The 18,739-nt window shown below is 72.4% G+C and carries 18 protein-coding genes; all 18 read right to left on the minus strand.

The features are described from left to right. Window positions 1-33: 33 nt before the first annotated feature. The gene (locus VFW79_RS08450; RefSeq protein WP_329676870.1) at window positions 34-831 is read right to left on the minus strand and encodes a ribonuclease HII; all 798 of its coding nucleotides are present in this window, start codon (window positions 829-831) and stop codon (window positions 34-36) included. After that, window positions 828-1,577: a signal peptidase I gene (gene lepB, locus VFW79_RS08455; protein ID WP_329676871.1), complete on the minus strand. Its 750-nt coding sequence runs from the start codon at window positions 1,575-1,577 to the stop codon at window positions 828-830. Before lepB ends, VFW79_RS08450 begins: the two co-directional genes overlap by 4 nt. 162 nt (window positions 1,578-1,739) lie before the next feature. Continuing rightward, the gene (gene rplS, locus VFW79_RS08460) at window positions 1,740-2,099 is read right to left on the minus strand and encodes a 50S ribosomal protein L19 (RefSeq protein ID WP_109130222.1); all 360 of its coding nucleotides are present in this window, start codon (window positions 2,097-2,099) and stop codon (window positions 1,740-1,742) included. A gap of 213 nt (window positions 2,100-2,312) precedes the next feature. Beyond that, a complete protein-coding gene (gene trmD / locus VFW79_RS08465) occupies window positions 2,313-3,095 on the minus strand; it encodes a tRNA (guanosine(37)-N1)-methyltransferase TrmD (protein ID WP_329676872.1) in 783 nt (260 codons plus the stop codon). Window position 3,096: 1 nt separating this feature from the next. Then, window positions 3,097-3,654 (minus strand): ribosome maturation factor RimM, encoded by a 558-nt coding sequence (gene rimM / locus VFW79_RS08470; protein ID WP_329676873.1) that lies wholly within the window; start codon window positions 3,652-3,654, stop codon window positions 3,097-3,099. A gap of 126 nt (window positions 3,655-3,780) precedes the next feature. Beyond that, window positions 3,781-4,020: an RNA-binding protein gene (locus VFW79_RS08475; protein ID WP_329676874.1), complete on the minus strand. Its 240-nt coding sequence runs from the start codon at window positions 4,018-4,020 to the stop codon at window positions 3,781-3,783. Continuing rightward, a complete protein-coding gene (gene rpsP / locus VFW79_RS08480; RefSeq protein WP_329676875.1) occupies window positions 4,020-4,460 on the minus strand; it encodes a 30S ribosomal protein S16 in 441 nt (146 codons plus the stop codon). Before rpsP ends, VFW79_RS08475 begins: the two co-directional genes overlap by 1 nt. Before the next feature lie 202 nt (window positions 4,461-4,662). Further along, window positions 4,663-6,270 carry a signal recognition particle protein gene (gene ffh, locus VFW79_RS08485; protein WP_329676876.1) on the minus strand — a complete coding sequence of 536 codons (1,608 nt, stop codon included), beginning with the start codon at window positions 6,268-6,270 and terminating at the stop codon, window positions 4,663-4,665. 27 nt (window positions 6,271-6,297) lie between these two features. After that, window positions 6,298-8,067 (minus strand): [protein-PII] uridylyltransferase, encoded by a 1,770-nt coding sequence (locus tag VFW79_RS08490; RefSeq protein WP_329676877.1) that lies wholly within the window; start codon window positions 8,065-8,067, stop codon window positions 6,298-6,300. Window positions 8,068-8,089: 22 nt separating this feature from the next. Continuing rightward, complete coding sequence (locus VFW79_RS08495; RefSeq protein ID WP_109130228.1) at window positions 8,090-8,431, minus strand: P-II family nitrogen regulator; 342 nt, start codon at window positions 8,429-8,431, stop codon at window positions 8,090-8,092. Continuing rightward, window positions 8,431-9,735 carry an ammonium transporter gene (locus tag VFW79_RS08500; protein WP_329676878.1) on the minus strand — a complete coding sequence of 435 codons (1,305 nt, stop codon included), beginning with the start codon at window positions 9,733-9,735 and terminating at the stop codon, window positions 8,431-8,433. Before VFW79_RS08500 ends, VFW79_RS08495 begins: the two co-directional genes overlap by 1 nt. A 184-nt stretch (window positions 9,736-9,919) precedes the next feature. Then, on the minus strand, window positions 9,920-11,158 hold the full coding sequence (gene ftsY / locus VFW79_RS08505; protein ID WP_329676879.1) for a signal recognition particle-docking protein FtsY: 1,239 nt from the start codon (window positions 11,156-11,158) through the stop codon (window positions 9,920-9,922). Window positions 11,159-11,238: 80 nt separating this feature from the next. After that, complete coding sequence (locus VFW79_RS08510) at window positions 11,239-11,577, minus strand: hypothetical protein (protein ID WP_329676880.1); 339 nt, start codon at window positions 11,575-11,577, stop codon at window positions 11,239-11,241. A gap of 125 nt (window positions 11,578-11,702) precedes the next feature. Continuing rightward, window positions 11,703-15,278: a chromosome segregation protein SMC gene (gene smc / locus VFW79_RS08515; protein ID WP_329676881.1), complete on the minus strand. Its 3,576-nt coding sequence runs from the start codon at window positions 15,276-15,278 to the stop codon at window positions 11,703-11,705. A 125-nt stretch (window positions 15,279-15,403) separates the two neighbouring features. Further along, a complete protein-coding gene (gene ndk / locus VFW79_RS08520; protein WP_329676882.1) occupies window positions 15,404-15,838 on the minus strand; it encodes a nucleoside-diphosphate kinase in 435 nt (144 codons plus the stop codon). Between the two features lie 33 nt (window positions 15,839-15,871). After that, the gene (locus tag VFW79_RS08525) at window positions 15,872-16,279 is read right to left on the minus strand and encodes a DUF4233 domain-containing protein (RefSeq protein WP_329676883.1); all 408 of its coding nucleotides are present in this window, start codon (window positions 16,277-16,279) and stop codon (window positions 15,872-15,874) included. After that, window positions 16,276-17,979, minus strand: a complete 1,704-nt coding sequence (locus VFW79_RS08530; protein WP_329676884.1) for an MDR family MFS transporter — start codon at window positions 17,977-17,979, stop codon at window positions 16,276-16,278. The genes VFW79_RS08525 and VFW79_RS08530 overlap by 4 nt, the downstream gene beginning before the upstream one ends. Before the next feature lie 60 nt (window positions 17,980-18,039). Then, window positions 18,040-18,739: TetR/AcrR family transcriptional regulator (locus VFW79_RS08535; RefSeq protein WP_329676885.1), on the minus strand; the 700-nt coding region annotated here is incomplete at its 5' end.

Here is an 18,739-nt window from a genome sequence, read left to right on the forward strand (position 1 = left end):
GCCCGGTGCGGTGCGAGGTTCACCCGGGTGCGCTCACTCCTCGAGGGGCAGGTTCCAGCTGCACCGGTGCAGCGGACTGGGGCCGTGCGTCCGCAGTGCCGCGATGTGGTCGGGCGACCCGTACCCCTTGTTGGCGTCCCAGGCGTAGGCCGGGAAGTCCGCTGCCAGCCGCGTCATGAGGGCGTCGCGCTCGCACTTCGCCAGCACGCTCGCGGCCGCGACCGACGCGCACGTCAGGTCGGCCTTGACGAGCATGCGGACCTTCCTGACGTCCGAGCGCCCGGCCGCCGGATCGAGCTCACCGTCGACCGACCCGTCGGGTCCGACGTCGTCGAACAGCGACCCCTGCGCGGGCGGCGTGAGCCAGTCGTGCGACCCGTCGAGGAGCACCGTGTCGACCGGTCCGACGGCGAGCGAGACGGCGTCCAGCGCGCGGTTCCCCGCGAGCCGCAGCGCCCCGATGATCCCGACCGCGTCGATCTCCGCGGCAGTCGCGTGACCGACGGCACGGGCCAGCCCCCACCGGCTCAGGGCCGGCAGGAGGGCGGTCCGGGCGGCGGGGGTCAGCAGCTTGGAGTCCGTGACGCCGACGGGGCACGCCCGGGTCCGCGCATCGACGACCACGACACCCACGCTGACCGGTCCGGCGAGCGACCCACGCCCCACCTCGTCCATGCCCGCCACGAGCAGAGCGCCCTCGCGCAGCAGGGCCCGCTCGTGGCGCAGGTGCGGTGCACGGTGCGACGGACCGGACGGCGGAGTCACGACACGCCGCTCCGGCGGCGCCGAGATCTCCCCGGGCGTCGGCGACAGGAGGCCGCGGGCAGTCATGACGGGTCCGGGACCGCCGAGAATGTGGTCGCCGGGTTGGTCAGCGCGCCGAGCCGGTCGAACGGCCAGACCGTCACGAACGCCACGCCGACGACGTTGCCCATCGGGACGAACGGGCCACCGGGCTTGCCCATGTTCCAGCGGGAGTCCGCCGAGTGCTGGCGGTTGTCCCCCATGACCCACAGCTCGCCCGCGGGCACGGTCACGTCGAACGGGATCTCGCTCGGGATCGCGCCCGGGGCCAGGTACGGCTCGTCGAGTGCGACACCGTTGACGGTGACCGGCGCCCCCGCACCCGTCGACGCCACGTGGTCGCCCGGAAGCCCGATGACCCGCTTGATGAGGTGCTCCCCCGCGTCCTGCGGCAGCAGCCCCACGAACGTGAGGGCATCGCCGACCGCGGTCTGGAGCGCGTTCTCGTGCGGCTTCGTGACGTCGGTCAGCCAGCCGCCCGGGTCCTTGAACACGACGATGTCACCGCGGTGCAGGTCGAACGGGCCCGGTGTCAGCTTGCTGACCAGCACCCGGTCGCCCTCGATCAGGGTGTCGTGCATGGAGGGGCTCGGGATGAAGAAGGCCTGCACGAGGAAGGTCTTGACGAGCAACGACAGGACGAGCGCGCTCACGACGATGATCGCCGACTCGCGCAGCCAGGCGACGCCCACACTGCGTCCGGATCGGCGGTGCTGCGCTCTGGGCGTCTCGAGCTCGACGTCGTCGCGCTCGGGCGCGTTCTGGTCTGTCACGCGCTCACTCTCCCACGCCAAGATGATGAACGATCGACGGTGACCACGCACCGCACCACTGTCCGGCCGGTGCGCGTGGAAGGGACCGCGTGACGACGACGAGCGGCCACCGGAAGCCCGGTGACCGCCCGTCGGGACGTGCTGCGATACGTCGAGCCGGCCTTACTTGGCCGGGACGGCGTCCCGCTTCTCCTTGATCTTGGCCTTCTTGCCGCGCAGCGCGCGGAGGTAGTACAGCTTCGCGCGGCGCACGTCACCGCGTGTGACGACCTCGATCGACTCGAGGCTCGGGGAGTGCACCGGGAACGTGCGCTCGACACCGACGCCGAAGCTGACCTTGCGGACCGTGAACGTCTCGCCGATCCCGCCGCCGCGGCGGGAGATGACGACGCCCTGGAACACCTGGATGCGTGCGCGGGTGCCTTCGACGACCTTGACGTTCACCTTGAGGGTGTCGCCGGGACGGAAGGGCGGGATGTCGGTTCGCAGCGATGCGGCATCGACCTGGTCGAGGGTATGCATGGTGGTTCGCTTTCTCGCACTGCCACAGGTCAGACACGTCGTCGAGGGCGCTCCGCTGGGCGGAGGTCCCGAGGGCTCTGGTCCGGTGCGTCCGGGGCCACGCGCGAAGCGTGTCCTGGAGTGGTCGTGGTCGTCTCCCCTGTGGCAGAGACGCGACCGGCGCGCACCAACGAGCTAGTCTGCCACACCCGGACGACCGGCGACGAATGCCGGTCAGGCCCCTCGGCGCGCGAGCACGCCGTCCGCGACCGTCCAGCCGTGCTCCGCGAGGACCTCGAGGTCCTGCGGGTCGAGCCCGGCGACGTCGAGCGCCGCCACGAGGTCGGGCCGCAGGCTCGCGGTCCGCGCGAGCGCCTCGTCGCGCCGCCACCGGGCGATCCGACCGTGGTGCCCGGACAGCAGCACCTCGGGGACCGCGAGGTCGGCCCACACGGGAGGCTTGGTGTACACGGGGTACTCGAGCAGCCCGGCTGCGCCGTGCGACTCCTCGACGAGCGAGGCAGGGTTCCCCACGAACCCCGGCAGCAGGCGGACGACGGCCTCGACCAGGACGAGGGCGGCGACCTCGCCACCGTTGAGCACGTAGTCGCCGATCGAGTACTCGCTGACCGCGACGTCGGGACGCGTCGCGTAGTGCGCCGCGACGCGCGCATCGATGCCCTCGTACCGCCCGCACGCGATCACGAGGTGCGGCTCGCGGGCGAGGGCCTCGGCGGTGCGCTGGGTGAGCGGGGTGCCCGACGGCGTCGGGACCAGCAGGTGTCCACCGCCCGTGAGCACGTCGTCGAGGGCGGCCCCCCACACGTCGGGCCGCATGACCATGCCGGCGCCGCCGCCGAACGGCGTGTCGTCGACCGTGCGGTGGCGGTCGGTCGCCCAGTCCCGCAGGTCGTGGACCCGCACGTCGACCAGACCGGATGCCCTCGCCTTGCCGACGAGCGACAGCTCGAGGGGTGAGAGGTAGTCCGGAAAGATCGAGACGACGTCGATGCGCACGTCAGTCCTCGTCGGCGGGTTCGCCGCGCGTCTCGTCGCTCACGACGAGGTTCGCGGCGTCCGACGCGAGCAGGCCACCCGGGGGGTCGATCACGACGCGTCCGCCCGGGACGTCGACGACGGGCACGATCGCGCGGACGAACGGGACGAGCGTGCGGGCCCCGGACGGCTCGCGCAGCACGAGCGAGTCGTGCGCCGGCAGGTGCTCGAGGCCGATGATCTCCCCGAGGAGAGTCCCGTCCACGTGCTCGGCCCGCAGCCCGGCGAGCTCATGGGGGTACCAGGCGTCGTCCTCGTCGGTCTCGTCCTGCTCCGCGACGATCTCGACACCGCGCAGCGCCTCGGCCGCGGACCGGTCGACCACCTGCTCGAACGTGACGAACCAGCGCCCGTGCTGCTCACGCGTCGCGGCGACGGTCAGCGGGCCAGCCGTCGCAGGGACCGTCGCCAGGACGGCGCCGACCGCGAACCGCTCGGCCGGGGAGTCGGTGCGGAGGTCGAGCGCGACCTCGCCGCGCAGGCCGTGCGCGCGTCCGATGCGTGCGACGGTCATCTGCATGGGGGTACCTCTCACTCGTGGGTCGATCTCAGGGGGTCACGATGGACGAAGGCCCGGCCCCCGCACGGGGACCGGGCCTTTCGCTGTGCTCACGCCTCTGCGGCACCTCGCAGTGCCGCGGACTGCTCAGCGCCGGTCGACGTCCACGACGTCGATCCGGACCGGACCTTCCGTCGAGAGTGCGCCGACGACGGTCCGCAGGGCTCGCGCCGTGCGACCGCCGCGACCGATGACACGCCCGAGGTCCTCGGGATGGACCCGGACCTCGAGCAGGTCGCCACGACGAAGCGTCTTGGCAGCGACCTTCACGTCGTCCGGGTGGTCGACGATGCCCCGCACCAGGTGCTCGAGCGCGTCGTCCAGCATCAGGCCTGCTCGGCCTCAGCCGGCGCGTCAGAGGCGGCGGGCGCCTCCTTGGCAGCAGCGGCCTTCTTCTCCGACGCCTTGGCCTTGACCTTCTCGGCGTCGGTGGCGGCAGCCTCGACGGCGGCCTGGACCTCGGTGGCGTCGATCTTCACCTTGGTGCGCAGGGTGCCCTCCTGGCCCGGGAGACCCTTGAACTTCTGCCAGTCCCCCGTGATCTTGAGGAGCACGAGCACCTGCGGGGTCGGCTGTGCGCCGACACCCAGCCAGTACTGCGCCCGCTCGGAGGTGATCTCGATGAACGAGGGCTCCTCGGTGGGGTGGTACTTGCCGATCTCCTCGATCACACGGCCATCACGCTTGGTGCGTGAGTCCGCGACGACGACGCGGTAGTACGGCGCCCGGATCTTGCCCAGACGCTTCAGACGAATCTTGGTGGCCACAGGGTGGTCTCTCCTGGTTTCTGCTGTGGTGGTCGCGCGAGCCCTGCTCGTGGGGGGAGTGGGCCGGCATGACCGGAAGGACGCGATGACAGCCGGATAGAGGGGCCGACCGCACCGAGTACAGGCAGACATTCTGCCAGACCGCGGACGCCCACCGCACCACGGGCCCCGCAGAGCGCCTCGACGCGCGGTCGTGCAGCGGTCAGCGACCGAACAGCTTGTCCAGGCCGGCCGGGAGCTGCAGCGTCGCGGGGTCGATCGACTCGGGCGCCGGGGTCTGCTGCCCGAGCCCGAACGCCGAACCCCTCGGGGCGCTCGGGGCGATGCCCGCGGCGCGGTCCCCGGCCAGACGCTCCTCCTCGGCGCGCTTGGCGGGGTTGCCCGACTTCCCCTTGACCTTGCGCGTCGGCGGTGCGACGCGTCCGCGCGACTTCTTGCCGCCCATGCCCGGCAGGTTGCCCATGCCCGGCAGGCCCATGCCGCCGCCACGGGCCATCTGCTTCATCATCTTCTGGGCGCCGTCGAACCGGTCGAGCAGCTGGTTGACGTCCGAGGGCTTGGTGCCCGAGCCGCTCGCGATCCGCGATCGCCGCGACCCGTTGATGATCTTCGGTGCGCGCCGTTCCGCCGGGGTCATCGACCGGATGATCGCCTCGATGCGGTCGACCTCGCGCTCGTCGAAGTTGTCGAGGGCCTCGCGCATCTGCCCCATGCCGGGCAGCATGCCAAGCATCTTCTTCATCGAGCCCATGTTCTTCATGGCCTGCATCTGCTGCAGGAAGTCCTCGAGCGTGAAGTCCTCGCCCGCCGCGAGCTTGCCGGCCATCGCCTCGGCCTGCTCGGCGTCGAACGACTTCTCGGCCTGCTCGATGAGCGTGAGGATGTCGCCCATGTCGAGGATCCGGGAGGCCATCCGGTCCGGGTGGAACACCTCGAAGTCCGTGAGCTTCTCGCCGGTCGAGGCGAACAGGATCGGACGCCCTGTGACGCTCGCGACCGACAGTGCGGCGCCGCCGCGGGCGTCGCCGTCGAGCTTCGTCAGCACGACGCCGGTGAACCCGACGCCGTCCGCGAACGCCTGGGCGGTCGTGACCGCGTCCTGGCCGATCATCGCGTCGATGACGAACAGGATCTCGTCCGGGCTGATGGCGTCCCGGATGTCCGACGCCTGGGTCATGAGCTCGGCGTCGACGCCGAGCCGGCCGGCCGTGTCGACGATGAGCACGTCGTGCTGGCGCGCCCGTGCCGTCGCCAGACCCTCGCGAGCCACGGCGACGGGATCGGCGCCCGCCACGAGGGCGTCGTCGGAGCCCTGGTTGCCCGGGTGCGGTGCGAACACCGGGACCCCGGCGCGCTCCCCCACGATCTGGAGCTGGGTGACGGCGTTCGGCCGCTGCAGGTCGGCCGCGACGAGGAGCGGCGTGTGCCCCTGCTCGCGCAGGTGCAGCGCCAGCTTGCCCGCGAGCGTCGTCTTGCCCGCACCCTGGAGTCCCGCGAGCATGATCACGCTCGGCGGGGTCTTCGCGAGGTGCAGGGGGCGGTTCGCGCCGCCCAGGATCGCGACGAGCTCCTCGTTGACGATCTTGACGACCTGCTGGGCCGGGTTCAGCGCACCCGAGACCTCGGCCGAGAGCGACCGCTCCCGGACCGCCCCCGTGAACGTGCGCACGACGGGCACGGCGACGTCGGCGTCGAGCAGGGCCCGGCGGATCTCGCGGACGGTCGCGTCGATGTCGGCCTCGGAGAGCCTGCCCTTGGTGCGCAGGTTCTTGAAGGTCGACGTCAGGCGGTCGGACAGGGTGGCGAACACCGATCGATCCTCATGCTCTCCTCGGGATCACGGACGACCTAGGGTACCTGCCGCCTGCCGCCTCGCCCGTGCTGTCAGGTCGTCGACGAGCCGGGCACGCCACGCGCTCCACGCCGTCGGCCCCGCCGCTGTCGCGTCGGACTCCGTGAGCACGCGCAGCACCTCGAGCAGGTCGGCGCGGTGGTCGACGGCCTCGAGCAGCGCGTCGACCGTCGCCGGGTCGTCCGGGTCGGCGGTCGTCGCGAGGTCTGCCAGCGTCAGGTGCTCCCGGACCAGGCGCGCGACGTCGGCGGCATCCTGCTCGTTGAACCCCATCCGCTCGACGATCGGTCCCGCGAGCCGACCACCCTCGACGGAGTGGTCGCCCGCGCCCGCACGCTTGCCGATGTCGTGCAGGAGCGCGGCGAGCAGCAGCAGGTCGCTGCGTTCGACGTCCCGCTTCGCATGGCTGGCGATGGCCACGGTCTCGACGAGGTGCCGGTCGACCGTGTGCCGATGGACCGGCGAGCGCTGCGGACGGTTGCGCACCCCGGCCCACTCCGGGATCCAGGTCGTCACCACACCAGCGAGGTCCAGCGCCTCCCAGACCGGCACCTGGGCGTGCCCCGACGCGAGCAGCTGGAGCAACGACGCGCGCGCCGCCTTGGGCCACGGCGTCGGCAGCGGCGGGGTGCGGGTCAGGCTGGCGACCGTCACGGGCGACAGCGTGAGCCCGGTGCGCGCCGCGGTCGCCGCAGCGCGCAACGACAGCAACGGGTCGTCCGCAGGGTGCGCGTCGACCGCGAGCACGATCTCCCCGTCGTGCTCGACGAGCCCCTCCCCGATGGGCCTCAGTCGCGGGGCGCCACGCCGGCCGCGGATCAGCACGGGCGGGCGCACGAGGGGCCGCTGGAGCGCCTGTCGCGCGTTGCGCACCGTCGTGTCGAGCGCGTAGGAGATGATCCGGCCGGCCTCCGCGAGGCTCGCGAGCAGGTCGTCCCGGTCGTCGAAGCCGGTCAGGGCCGCGACCTCGTCCTGGTCGGCGAGGAGCAGGCGGTTCGTGTGCCGGCGTGTGACGACCTGGACGGCGTCGCGCACGTCGAGCAGGTGCGCGTAGGCCTTGTCGACAGCGCCGTGCGGACGATCGGTGAGCCAGGTCGCGGCAAGGGCCGAGAGGACCACGGCGTCGCGGATCCCGCCACGCGCCTCCTTGAGGTCCGGCTCGATGAGGTACGCGAGCTCCCCGTGGCGCTCGGCCCGCTGCTTGGTCGACGAGAGCAGCTCGGGCAACCGACGACGGGCGGCAGAGCGCCAGTCGGCGAGCAGGGCCGACTTGGCCCGGTGGACCACGACGGCGTCGCCGGCGACCGGCTGGAGGTCGAGCAGCCCGACGGCCGCCGGAAGGTCCTTGGAGGCCACCTGGCGGCACTGGGCGAGCGACCGCACGGAGTGGTCGAGGTCGAGGCCGGCGTCCCAGATGGGGTACCACAGCCGCTCGGCGAGCGCACCGATCTCCTCGGCGGTCCTCCCCCGACCCTCGTGCACCAGCAGCAGGTCGAGGTCGCTCACCGGGCTCGCGTCGCCGCGACCCACGCTCCCGACCGCCCCCAGCGCGATGCCCGATCCGTCGAACCCTTCCGTCGCCTGCGCCCACAGCTCCCCGAGCCGCTCGTGGACGAGCTTGACGCCCGCGGCACGACGCGCGACCCCGTCGCTCCCGGGACCCATGAGTCCCGAGGCGAGCTCGAGCCGCTCGGCCCTGAGGTCCCGCACCCCGAGCGCGGGGTGCGGGACCTCAGGCTGACGGTCGTCCGTCATGGCCGGTCGCGGAGCGTCGGCGTCAGAGCGCACCCGCGCCGTGCTCACCGGTGCGGACCCGGACGACGTCGTCGACCGGCTGGACCCAGACCTTGCCGTCACCGATCTTGCCGGTCTGAGCGGCCGTGACGATGACCTCGGTGACCGTCCCGGCGTCCTCGTCGTGCACGAGGACGTCGATGCGCACCTTCGGGACCAGGTCCACCGTGTACTCGGCACCGCGGTAGACCTCGGTGTGGCCGCGCTGGCGGCCGTAGCCGCTGACCTCACTGACCGTCAGACCGTGGACACCGGCTGCCTCGAGCGCCGACTTCACGTCGTCCAGCCGGTGGGGCTGGATCACTGCTGTGACGAGCTTGGTCATCACTTCACCTCCGTCAGGATTCGGGCACCCAGGGACTCGTACGCCGTCTCGCCGTGGACCGCAAGGTCGACACCGCCGACCTCGGCCTCCTCCGAGACGCGCCAGCCCAGGGTGGCCTTGAGGATGAGACCGATGACGAGCGTCACCAGACCCGAGTACACCACCGCGACCAGCGCGATGAGGATCTGCACGACGAGCTGCTTGACTCCCCCGCCGTAGAACACGCCCGTGGTCGTCGAGAGGAAGCCGATGAGGACCGTGCCGGTGAGGCCACCGACGAGGTGGACGCCGACGACGTCGAGCGAGTCGTCGTAGCCGAACTTGTACTTGAGGCCGACCGCCAGGGCGCACAGGACGCCGGCGACGAGACCCATGACGACCGACCCGACCGGGCTGAGCGCACCGGCCGCGGGCGTGATCGCGACCAGACCTGCGACGACACCGGACGCCGCGCCGAGCGACGTGGCGTGACCGTCGCGGATCTTCTCCGTCACGAGCCAGGCCAGCATGGCGGCGCACGTGGCGACCGTCGTGTTCATCCAGGCCAGACCCGCCGTCGCGTTGGCGGCACCGGCGGAGCCGGCGTTGAAGCCGAACCAGCCGAACCACAGGAGAGCGGCACCGAGCATCACGAACGGGATGTTGTGCGGCCGCAGCGGCTCCGTGCCGAAGCCCTTGCGCTTGCCGAGGAGAATCGCGAGCACGAACGCTGCGATACCGGCGTTGATGTGGACGACGGTGCCACCGGCGAAGTCGATGGGGGCCACGGAGGCGATGCCGTCCGTCGTCCCGAAGATCTTCGCGGAGAGCCCGTTGGCCGAGTTGCTCAGGAAGCCGCCGCCCCAGACCATGTGGGCCAGCGGGAAGTACGACACCGTGACCCAGATCGCGCTGAAGACCAGCCACGTGCCGAACTTCGTCCGGTCAGCGATCGAGCCCGAGATCAGGGCGACCGTGATGATCGCGAAGGTCGCCTGGAACGCGATCCACACGAGGATCGGCACACCGTTCGCGGCGAGCAGGTTGGACGCGTCGGTGTCGGTGACGTTGCTCAGGCCGAACGCGTCGAACGGGTTGCCGAACCACCCGAGGACGTCGGAACCGAACGACATCGAGTAGCCCCAGAAGATGTAGATGATGCCGACGACGCCCATGGCACCGAAGCTCATCATCATCATGTTGAGGACGGACTTGCCGCGCACCATGCCGCCGTAGAAGAACGCCAGACCCGGCGTCATCAACAGCACCAGAGCCGCGGATGTCAACATCCACGCCGTGTTACCGGTGTCCAGCACGAAATCCATGTGGATCGCCTCTCCCTCACACACCGGTCGGGCGACCGGTCGGCCTCAAGAGTCGAGGAGAGCCGTTTCGTGCACTCGTGGCGGACGTTACGGCCACGTGACAGGCACCGCGCTCAGGTAAACGTTGCGTTTCGTCCTGGCCGGACGTCCAGGTCCGATCGGCCCCCCAGACCGGTGCACGGGCCTAGGCCTGGAGGAGGCCGTCCACGAACGCCTCGGGGTCGAACGGCGCGAGGTCGTCGGGACCCTCACCCAGCCCGATGAGCTTGACCGGAACACCCAGCTCGCGCTGGACGGCGATGACGATCCCGCCCTTGGCCGTGCCGTCGAGCTTCGTCAGGACGATGCCGGTCACTCCCGCCACCTCGGCGAACACCCGGGCCTGGTTGAGGCCGTTCTGGCCCGTGGTGGCGTCCAGGACGAGGAGCACCTCCGACAGCGGAGCCTCGCGCGTGATGACGCGGGTGATCTTGCCGAGCTCGTCCATCAGCCCGGCCTTGTTCTGGAGGCGTCCCGCCGTGTCGACGAGCACGACGTCGGCGCCGGTCCGCTTGCCGGTGCGGACGGCGTCGAACGCGACGGCTGCCGGGTCCGCGCCGTCGCGGTCCGAGCGCACCGTCGGGACGCCGACGCGCGCGCCCCAGGTCTCGAGCTGGTCGGCCGCAGCGGCACGGAAGGTGTCCGCCGCGCCGAGGACGACCGTGCGCCCCTCGGCGACGAGCACCCGGGCCAGCTTGCCGACGGTCGTGGTCTTGCCCGTGCCGTTCACCCCGACCACGAGCACGACGGCCGGCACGTGCGCCGTCGGCACGTCGGGCTCGCCTGCCTCCGCGCCCGGCTCGATCACCGGGGAGACGGGACCGGTCGCGAGCGACCTGTCGAGGCTCGGGTCGACGAGCGCGATGAGCTGCTCGCGGAGCAGCGCCCGGACCTCGCCCGGGTCCCGCAGACCGTGGACGCGCACTTGCGTGCGCAGAGCGGCGATGAGCTCAGCGGACGGCCCGGCGCCGACGTCGGCGAGAAGCAGGGTCTCCTCGAGCTCGTCCCAGTCGTCCTCGGTGAGGTGGTCACGGGACAGCACCGCCAGCAGCCGGGTGCCGAGCGGCGACCCGGAGCGCGCCAACCGGTCACGGAGCCGAGCGAGCCGTCCGGCGACGGGCGCCGGGACCTCGAGCGGGGGCGCCTCCTCGAGGCCGGGGAGCTCCTCGAGGAGCTCCGGCTCGGGGGCGTGGGCGGTCGGCGCGCCCACGACTGGTGCGTCGGCGACCGCTGTCGTCGGGTGCTCGTCGAGGGCGGTCGGCGCGGCGGTCGATGCATCCGGGGGCGTCGCGCCCCGGCGACGCACGAGCACGAGGGTTGCCCCGGCGGCTGCCGCGAGAGCAGGCACGCCGACGACGATCGCGGTCAGGAGGTCGTTGTCCACGGCGACAGTCTCTCAGGCCGGTGCGCGCCGCAGCACGCTCGGGCAGCGACGCCGGAGAGCTCCCGGCGCTCTGGAGCGCGTCAGGCGGACCGGCTGCCCAGGTGATGCATGCCGCGCACGGCCCGGTCACGCGCCTTCGTCAGCACGTCGCGCACCTCGTCGACCTGCAGGTAGCCGTCGTCGTCCACGGCGGTGGCCCGCAGGAACTCGTCGAGCCGCACGTCCACCGGCTCGATCTCGGCGGCGCGCGCGGCCGCGGCGTCCTCGGCATCGGGGTGGCGTCGGGCGGCCACCCCGGCACGCAGGTCCGCGACGAACCCGGCCCCGCGAGGACCCCCGCCGCTCGCGGCGCTCGCGACCAGCACCACCGCCGCAGCAGCGACGAGCGCGACGAGAGTCCACACGAGCACAGTCAGCATGGCTCCAGTATGCGAGCCGGATCGGGGGCGACAGGCCGTGACCCGCGCGCTCTGCCCGAACCGCACACAACCTTCACACCGCCCCGTCCGCCCGGTGCGCCCAGACCGGGCGCAATGCCCCAGGGTCAGGCCGAGACGTCCTCGCGCATCCGCTGGCTGATGACCGTCGTGACCCCGTCGCCGCGCATCGTGACCCCGTAGAGCGCATCGGCGATCTCCATCGTGCGTTTCTGATGCGTCACGACGATGAGCTGCGAGTCCTCCTGGAGCTCCTTGAACAGCTCGAGGAGCCGCCCCAGGTTGGCGTCGTCGAGGGCCGCCTCGACCTCGTCCATGACGTAGAACGGGCTCGGCCGCGCCTTGAAGATCGCGACCAGCAGGGCGACAGCCGTGAGCGAGCGCTCCCCGCCCGAGAGCAGCGAGAGCCGCTTGACCTTCTTGCCGGCCGGCCGCGCCTCGACCTCGATTCCGGTCGTGAGCATGTTGTCGGGATCCGTGAGAACGAGCCTGCCCTCACCGCCGGGGAACAGCCGGGGGAACACGACGTCGAAGGCCGCGGCCGTGTCGCGGTAGGCGTCCGCGAAGACCTGCTCGACCCGCTCGTCGATCTCCCGGACGATCTCGAGCAGGTCCGTCCGGGTCTTCTTGAGGTCCGCGAGCTGGTCGACGAGGAACTTGTGCCGCTCCTCGAGCGCCGCGAACTCCTCGAGCGCGAGCGGGTTGACCCGGCCGAGCAGCGAGAGCGCCCGCTCAGCAGACCGCAGGCGCTTCTCCTGCTGCTCACGCACGTACGGCACCTCGGTCGGCGCGTCGGGGTCCACGTCGGCGTCGGGCAGGTGCACGACGGGCACGGGACGGTGCGGTCCGAACTCCTCGAGCAGCACCGTCGGGTCGAGGCCCAGGTCGTCGATCGCGCGGGTCTGAAGCTGCTCGATGCGCAAGAGCTGTTGCGCCCGCGCGACCTCGTCGCGGTGCGCGACGTCCGTCAGCTCGGCGAGCTCGCGCGCACGGGTCTCGACCTCGGCGCGCACGCGCTGGAGCGTCTCCTCGCGTGCGGTGCGTGCTGCCTCTGCGGCCTCCCGCTCCGACGCGGCCCGTCGCAGCGAGTCCTCGAGTGCTGCCAGCGATCGGTTCGCGCCCTCGCGCACCGCCGCCGCCAGGAGCGCCTGCCGCACGCGCGCGCGCTCCCGCTGCGCCGCCCGCTCGCGCGCTGCCTGCTCAGCCCGCGCGGCACGTTCGAGCGACTCCGCGCGCCCCGCCAGCGCACGGGCACGTTCCTCGCTCGTGCGCAGCGTGAGCCGGGCCTCGGTCTCTCGGGCGCGCGCGGCCGCAGCCAGCTCGGCGAGGCGGTCGCGCTCGAGTCCGCCGCCCGCGATGGCAGCCTCGGTCTCGGCCGGCTCCGACTCGGCGGCCGCGAGCCGCTCCGTCAGCTCCGCGAGCTCGTCCGCACCGGCCGCGAGCGTCGCCGTCGCGGCGTCGAGCGATGCCTGCACCCGCTCCGCCTCGGCCCGGGCGGCCCGCGCCGTCGCCCCGAGGTGCCCGAGCTGCTCGGCCACCGCGGCCAGGGCGGCGTCCGACTGGTTGAGCCGGTCGAGCGTGTCCTCGTACCGCCCGCGGGCCGCGGACTCGGCCGCCTGCGCGCCCGCCAGCTCGAACCGGGCCCGTTCGGCGCGCGCCGCTGCGTCGGCGGCGTCGGCCCGCGCGGCATCGAGCGCGGACTGCAGGTGCAACGCGCTCGGCGCGGTCGCGGAGCCTCCCGAGGCCCGACGCCGGGCCAGGACGTCGCCCGTGCGGGTGACCACCGTGAGCTCAGGCCGCTCGACGACGAGCGCGCGGGCCGTCGCCAGGTCGTCGACCACGATGACGTCGCGCAGCAGAGCCTCGACCGCCGGCCGGACGGCCGCCGGAGCCTGCACGAGGTCGAGCGCACGATCCGCTCCCGGGGGCACGACCAGAGGGCCCGACGAAGCCTCGTCGGCGGTCCCGGCTCCCGCGATGACCAGGCTCGCGCGCCCCGAGTCGTCCGTGCGGAGCCGCCGGATCGCGTCGACGGCCGCGTCGACCGAGTCGACCGCGACCGCGTCGGCGTGCTGCCCGAGCGCTGCGACGATCGCGTCCTCGTCGCGCGGCGCGACGGAGAGCAGCGCGGCCAGCGAGCCGATCGTGCCGGGCAGCCCGTCGGCGGCGAGCAGCGCGCCCGCGCCGTCCTTGCGCGTCAGGCTCAGCTCGAGCGTCTCGATCCGGGACGCGAGCGCCGTGCGGTCCTGCTCGGCCGTGGCCAGCGCCGCCTTGATCGCGGTGAGCTGCGCGGACGCCTGCTCGACGGCGTCGGCGGCCTGCTCGTGCTCCGCGTCGAGACCCTCCTCGCCCTCCTCGACGCCCGCGACCTGGGTCTCGAGCGCAGCGAACTCGGTCGTCGCGTCCTGGCCGCGGCGTTCGGCCGCCGAGAGCGACTCGCGCAACCGGCCGATCTCGGCCTCGGTGGCCTCGAGCCGGCTCCGGCGCGCGCCGACCTGGCCAGCGAGCCGCGCGACACCCTCACGGCGGTCGGCCGCGGAGCGGAGCGCTGTCGCGAGCTGCTTCTCGGCGGCGGTGGCGGCCTGCTCCGACTCCTGGCGCAGGACCACGGCACCCTCAAGGGCCGCGCGCGCGATCTCGACCTCGGCCGCCAGCTCGGCCTCCGCCGCACGCACCCGTTCGGCCTGCGCGGCGAGGTCGGCCGGGTCCGAGCCACTGCTGCGTTCGGGGGCCGCACTGCCGAGCAGCCGCACGCGCTCGCCGGCGAGCGTCGCCGTCCCGCGCAGCCGCTCGCGCAGCGACGACAGCCGGTACCAGATCTCGCTCGCCTCGCTCAGCGCCGGTGCCGCCTCGGCGGCCTCACGCTCGAGGGCCGCGAGCCGTCCGCGGGCGTCGGTCAGCGTCGCCTCGACCTCGGCGCGCCGAGCGCGCACCGCCGACTCGTCGGCGATCTCCTGCTCGAGCGTCGCGGACAGCTGCGCCAGGTCGTCGGCGAGCAGGCGCGCGCGCGCGTCACGGAGGTCGGTCTGGACGACCTGGGCCTTGCGCGCCACCTGCGCCTGCCGGCCGAGCGGCCCGAGCTGACGCCGGATCTCGGCGGTGAGGTCGCCGAGCCGCAGCAGGTTCGCCTGCATCGCCTCGAGCTTGCGCAGGGCCTTGTCCTTGCGCTTGCGGTGCTTGAGGACGCCCGCGGCCTCCTCGATGAACCCGCGGCGCTCCTCGGGGGTCGCGCGCAGCACCGCATCGAGCTGGCCCTGGCCGACGATGACGTGCATCTCGCGGCCGAGGCCCGAGTCGGACAGCAGGTCCTGGATGTCGAGGAGCCGACAGCCCTGGCCGTTGATCGCGTACTCGGACCCGCCGCTGCGGAACAGGGTCCGCGAGATCGTGACCTCGGTGTACTCGATCGGCAGCGCGCCGTCGGTGTTGTCGATCGTGAGGGACACCTCGGCGCGACCGAGCGGGGCGCGGCCCGCGGTCCCGGCGAAGATGACGTCTTCCATCTTGCCGCCGCGGAGCGACTTCGCCCCCTGCTCGCCCATGACCCACGCGAGCGCGTCCACCACGTTGGACTTGCCCGAACCGTTCGGGCCGACCACGCACGTGACGCCGGGTTCGAAGTGCAGCGTCGTCGCCGAGGCGAACGACTTGAACCCGCGCAGGGTCAGGGTCTTGAGGTGCACTCCCCAACCCTAGGTGCTCACCGGCGGCCGTCCGCGGACGGCGCGGCCGAGCCGGTCGGTGCCGCGGGCGAAATGCCCCGAGCGTCCCGGTGCTGGGCGCGCGCCCGCGCCCCGTCGCACGACGTTCAGAGCGACGGGAACCAGAGGGCGATCTCCCGGGCGGCCGACTCCGCGGAGTCCGAGCCGTGGACGAGGTTCTGGGTCACGGACAGACCCCAGTCGCGGCCGAGGTCGCCTCGGATCGTGCCGGGCGCCGCCGTCGTCGGCTCGGTCGTGCCGGCCAGGACGCGGAAGCCCTCGATCACCCGGTGACCCTCGACCACCACGGCGAGCACCGGGCCCGAGCCCATGAACTCGACGAGCGGCCCGAAGAACCCCTTGCCGGCATGCTCGGCGTAGTGCTCCGCGAGGAGCGCGTCGTCGGCGGTGCGCAGCTCGGCCGCGACGAGCGTGTAGCCCTTGGCCTCGACGCGGCGCAGCACCTCTCCGGTGAGCCCGCGACGGACGGCGTCCGGCTTGACGAGGACAAGGGTGCGCTCGGTCTTCGGTGCATCGGTCATGGCGGTCACCCTAGCGGCCGAGCGGCCACGACCTCACGCGCTGACCTGCCCGGGGTGCGCCGCGTCCCACTCGGCGCGCTCGCGGTCGATGCGCGCGCCGAGGCGCAGCGCGACGACCCACAGGATCACGAACACGGCGCCCACCACAGCCATCGTGGGCATGACCACTCCGGCCGCGAGCACGAGAGCCTGCGCCACCGAACCGGCCACGTAGCCGCCGGGCCGCGTCACCGTCCGGGACAGCACCGCGAGCACGACCATGAGCGCGCCGCCGACGAGCCAGGCGGTCCCGGTCGAGAACTCGGTCTGCTTCGCCGCCGCCAGCCCGTACGCCGTGAGCGTCGCGAACAGCACCAGGATCGCCTCGAGCAGCAGGATCGAGGACGCGAACTGGGGGCGCGCGGGACGCTTGCGGCGCACGGTCGGCGAGGGGCTCGTCATCGCGTCAGGGTACCGGCGTCCTGCTCGCCGGACGCCTGCACGGCGGTGCCCTCGGACGCCTCGGTCGGCTCGCCTGCGCCCGCGACGACACCCTCGACCAGCCGTCCGTGGTCCGCGACCGCCTCGCCGCGCGCGACCATCCCGGCGACGTCGGACAGCGTGACCTCACGCAGGAACAACGTGAGCACGAAGGCGACGGCGACGAGCGGCACGAGGTACCAGAACGCCGGCGCGAGCGCGTCGGAGTAGGCACCGATGACCCCGGAGTGCAGGGGCTCGGGCATCGCCGCGACGATCGCCGGGGTGAGCGAGGCGCCACCCGACCCCGCACCGGCGGCGGAGCCCGGAACGCTCGCGAACACGTCCGTGAGCCGGTCGGTCAGGCGCCCCGTGAAGATCGTCGAGAACAACGCCACGCCGACCGCCGCGCCGATCTCGCGGAAGAAGTTGTTCGCGCTGGTCGCCGTGCCGATCTCGTGCGGGTCGACCGAGTTCTGCACCGCGAGCACGATCGTCTGCATGACGAGGCCGAGCCCGAGGCCGAGCACGAAGATCATCGCGCTGAACAGCACCATCGACATGCCGCCCTGCAGCTGCGTGAGCCACATCAGGCCACCGGTCGCGAGCGCCATGCCCACGATCGGGTACCTGCGGTAGCGGCCCGTCTTCGTGATCGCGATGCCCGAGCCGATCGCCGTGAGCATGACGCCGGCCATCATCGGCAGCATGAGGAAGCCCGACCCGGTCACGCTCGCGCCGGTGGACATCTGCAGGAACGTCGGCAGGAACGCGAGTGCCGCGAACATGCCCATGCCGATGATCAGGCCGACCGACGTCGCGATCGCGAAGGTCGGGTTCTTGAACAGGTGCAGCGGCAGGAGCGGCTCGGCTGCGCGCTGCTCGACGAGCACGAAGACCACGGCAGCGACGACCGTTCCCACGACGAGCGCGACGAGCCGTCCGTCGGTCCAGTCGTAGCCGCGGGTGCTGCTGATGGACTGCCAGCTGGTCGTGAGGATGAGGCCCGACGTCGCGACGACGAGGAGCACGATGCCGGCGACGTCGATCTTCTTGCCCGAGCGGTGGCTCGGGAGCTTGAGCGTGAACCAGGCGGTGACGAAGGCCGCGATGCCGATGGGGATGTTGATCCAGAAGCACCAGCGCCAGTCCGCGTGCTCGGTGAACGCCCCACCGAGCAGCGGACCGATGACCGACGAGATGCCGAACAGCGCACCCATCGGGCCCATGTACGTGCCGCGCTCCTTCGCCGACACGATGTCGGCGATGATCGCCTGGCTCAGGATCATCAGGCCGCCGCCGCCGAGGCCCTGGATGCCGCGCCACAGCACGAGCTCGCCGAGGGTGGTGGCGAAGCCCGCCCCGGCCGACGCAAGGGTGAAGAGCCCGATCGCGACGAGGAACGGCCAGCGCCGACCCCAGAGATCGCCGAACTTGCCGTAGAGCGGCATGACGATCGCGATCGCCATGATGTAGGCGGTCACGACCCAGCCCTGGTGGGCCACCCCGTTGAGGTCACCGACGATCGTCGGCAGCGCGGTGCCCACGATCGACTGGTCGAGGGACGACATGAACATGCTCGCCATGAGGGCGCCGAAGATGAGCCAGACGGTGCGCCTGGTCAGCACGACAGGCGGCTTGTCGCTCGCGATGCCGGGTTGTGCGGAGACAGCGGTAGCCATGAGGTCCTCGTTCGTGGTGGTCGGTCGTTCGGTACGGGAAGAGCTGGGAGTCGACGCGGGTCAGGGCGCGCCGAGAAGGGATCGCAGGTCGCCGACGACGTGGGGCAGGTGCGCGCGGGCGTCACCGGAGCCGCCGGCGGCCTCCCAGCGCACGTACGTCATGTGGGTCAGGACCATGAGCAGCATGCCGACGAGATCGCCGCCGGTCTCGCCCGTCACGGCCAGCCGACGCGTGACGAGCGCGTCGATGTCGTGGCGGTGCTGCTCCATCCAGGTCAGGTGGCGCACGAGGAGCCGAGGTTCCTGGCGGGCGAGCTCGAACGCGGCCGCGATGCGCTCCTTGCCGAACGCGGGCTTGTCGAGCAGCTCCGTGACGACCACGAGCAGGTCCGCGGACAGGTTCCCGGTCGGCCCACCCGCCGCGAAGGTGTCGGCGACCGCCGGGTCGAGCGACCACGGACCGATGCCGAGCACCGCGTCGTCCTTGGTCTCGAAGTAGTTGAAGAACGTCCTCGGCGAGACACCCACCTCGGCGCAGATGGCGTCGATGGTGACGGCGTCGAGGCCACGCTCCGCGACGAGCCGGTGGGTCGCGTCGATCAGGGCCTCGCGGCGGGCGACCTTCTTGCGCTCGCGCAGCCCGGCACCGCTCGGCGCGGTTGCGGTTGCGGTTGCGGCGGCCTCCGCCCTCTCTGCTTGCATGAGCGCAATATTACATGCGGTGCAAAGTTGCACCCACTGCATATCATGAGACGAGGAT

Source organism: Cellulomonas sp. (assembly GCF_036279715.1).
GTDB lineage: Bacteria > Actinomycetota > Actinomycetes > Actinomycetales > Cellulomonadaceae > Cellulomonas_A.

Excerpts from the sequence above, each read along its gene's own strand:
- VFW79_RS08450 (WP_329676870.1), bottom strand. The coding sequence starts at position 831 with ATGACTGCCCGCGGCCTCCTGTCGCCGACGCCCGGGGAGATCTCGGCG.
- rplS (WP_109130222.1), bottom strand. The coding sequence starts at position 2,099 with ATGCATACCCTCGACCAGGTCGATGCCGCATCGCTGCGAACCGACATC.
- rimM (WP_329676873.1), bottom strand. The coding sequence starts at position 3,654 with ATGCAGATGACCGTCGCACGCATCGGACGCGCGCACGGCCTGCGCGGC.
- VFW79_RS08475 (WP_329676874.1), bottom strand. The coding sequence starts at position 4,020 with ATGCTGGACGACGCGCTCGAGCACCTGGTGCGGGGCATCGTCGACCAC.
- VFW79_RS08490 (WP_329676877.1), bottom strand. The coding sequence starts at position 8,067 with ATGACGGACGACCGTCAGCCTGAGGTCCCGCACCCCGCGCTCGGGGTG.
- VFW79_RS08495 (WP_109130228.1), bottom strand. The coding sequence starts at position 8,431 with ATGACCAAGCTCGTCACAGCAGTGATCCAGCCCCACCGGCTGGACGAC.
- VFW79_RS08500 (WP_329676878.1), bottom strand. The coding sequence starts at position 9,735 with ATGGATTTCGTGCTGGACACCGGTAACACGGCGTGGATGTTGACATCC.
- VFW79_RS08510 (WP_329676880.1), bottom strand. The coding sequence starts at position 11,577 with ATGCTGACTGTGCTCGTGTGGACTCTCGTCGCGCTCGTCGCTGCTGCG.
- ndk (WP_329676882.1), bottom strand. The coding sequence starts at position 15,838 with ATGACCGATGCACCGAAGACCGAGCGCACCCTTGTCCTCGTCAAGCCG.
- VFW79_RS08525 (WP_329676883.1), bottom strand. The coding sequence starts at position 16,279 with ATGACGAGCCCCTCGCCGACCGTGCGCCGCAAGCGTCCCGCGCGCCCC.
- VFW79_RS08530 (WP_329676884.1), bottom strand. The coding sequence starts at position 17,979 with ATGGCTACCGCTGTCTCCGCACAACCCGGCATCGCGAGCGACAAGCCG.